This is a genomic window from Psychroserpens sp. SPM9 (genome assembly GCF_025153525.1).
Lineage (GTDB): Bacteria > Bacteroidota > Bacteroidia > Flavobacteriales > Flavobacteriaceae > Psychroserpens.
This window is the reverse complement of record NZ_JANZNR010000024.1, coordinates 1-2,188: the sequence shown is the minus strand read 5'-3', so window position 1 is coordinate 2,188 and position 2,188 is coordinate 1. Positions and strand designations below refer to the sequence as shown.

Genomic DNA, 2,188 nt, shown 5'->3' with positions numbered 1-2,188 from the left:
TTCCTGTTTCTCTATATCTTAAATCATAGGTTGCTGAAGGCACAGCATCCCAAGCGACATCGGCCGTTGATGGCGTAATTGCGCTTGCTGCTACATTCGTAGGTACACTTGTTACACATGGAATTTTGATGTCTGTAATTTTAAAATCATCAAAAGTAAATCCTTCAAAATCTGCATTATAATAAGAATCTTCTCTATTGGATGAATCGGTAAAAAAGACAAATCTAAAATAAACCGAACTTTGCTGATTAAAGGTCGAATTATTTGACGCATCGATTACGATTTCTTCCATATACCATCGGTCTTGCGTATCCCCATCATATAGAGGTTCACCGTCGGGCTGAAAGTTATTGTTGGTTGTACTTTTTCCTGAATAGGTATTGTTAGCATCTGGAGCTCCTGGTTTTGTGAGTTTTCCACAAAGCGGTGTCCATGTATTAGCATCGAGAGACGCTTCTAATTGTACATAATCAAAACTACGTTCTAAATCCCATTTAGCATAAAACTGAATAAGTGCTGTTGATACTCCTGTTAAGTCAACTGAATTTGTCAATTGAATTCCACTGGCTTGATTATGACTGTATGGTATAGACGCATTAGAAATAATAGCTGAAGAACCAGCAGAGTTTGGGTAGTTATCAGAAGTGGTAGCCCAAGTGCCACCAGTTCCTACAGCTGTCCAATTTGATAAGTTATCTGTGGCATCATCAAAAATGACATTAGATGGTGCGTAGGTTTTTTTAATATTGGCTTCATATAATACATTATCTGAAGCATAGTTGTTTGTGAACACAACATTAAATTCAATTTCATCATCAGCTTGAATTCCTGCATCTAAAACATAAGGAATACTAATAAAACGTTGTTCTAAAACTTGCGCTGCTGTAAAGCTTTCGGTAACCGAATTTGTCGCACCAGGAATGGCAATATTTGCTGAAACCGCTGTAACGGTTACTGTAAAATCTGATGCTTTTTGTCCGAGATTCTCAATAGCAAATTCTAAATTTCCTGCAAGGTCTGTAATGTCACTTTGGTTTAAATCGTGCAGTTTTCCGTATTTACCACTAAAATAAGCAGCTAAGAAATTCATTCGCATGGCACGTTTTGCAATCGGTAAAAAGTTTGAAGGTGCAGGCCAAAATCCGCTTCCTGTTGCACCTGCTTCAGATCCTAATCCGTTTTCTGGTGTCCAGGCTAAGGTTTCTTTACCAGATCCTGTTCCTGTTGGTGTTCCGTTAGCACTTGTGCCTGCTGGTCCGCCAAGCATCCAGTCATTCATATTACCACTATTAAGTGAACTAATTGAAGTACTTGGTCCATGAGCATACCTGTTATAATAGGTCATATCATGGTTGTATTTTGAGTATTCGTCTGGTCTTGGATTGGTGATATTTGTTCCTGCATAGGCATGGAGCATCGCATTTTTAAAAGAGTGATGATTTAAGGCTAGTTCGAAATCATGGAGCAAAAAGAAATCACGCATAATTTGTGTTTCATTTTCTGAAAACGGTCCAGTTCCCATATAAGTATCATTACATGAATTGGTCGAAGAACCACCATTTCCCCAGTAATATGCTGAGTTTCTGTTAAGATCAATTCCTTCTAAATAGGTAGAACAGCTTCCTGAAGCTGAGGTGTTTCTGTTTTTACGTTGTAAACCACCGCCATTTGGAGCCTGGGTTTGATTGTGAACAAAGCCATCAGGATTAAATACTGGAATGAAATATAAGGCCTGATTGTTAACTAAGTTTCGAATAGCAGGATCGGTATCATAATTTTCTAATAAGTACCACATGAAAAATAATTGATTCATAACGGTAGCCGATTCTCTGGAGTGAATAAGCGATTGGTATAGTGTTTCAGGCTCATTAGGTTCATCAATATCTGGATTGTCAGAAATTCTAATATACCAGATGGTTCGACCTTCAAAAGTGGTTTGATTTGTTGGCGAAGCATCGGCTCTTGCAGAGATAAGATTAGGATATAAGGTGCGCATATCATCTAACTCCTGGAGCACCTGAGCATAGGTTAAACAACCTCCAAATGAATTTGGCGAACTGTTTGGGTTTAAGTTCCAGTTGGCTGGTGTGGCCCAATCTATTTCGTCACAGTCGTCGTATTGACCAACATTATTTAAAATCTCACTAACGCTATGTCTTCCAAGTTGTTGCGACATTAGTTTGTCTTG

1 protein-coding gene is annotated in these 2,188 nt (G+C 38.5%); it reads right to left on the bottom strand.

Going from position 1 to position 2,188, the window contains the following annotated elements; genetic code table 11:
• Positions 1–2,176 (bottom strand): M14 family zinc carboxypeptidase (locus N4270_RS17015; protein ID WP_260098553.1); only part of this gene is annotated, 2,176 nt, incomplete at its 3' end.
• Positions 2,177–2,188 lie beyond the last annotated feature (12 nt).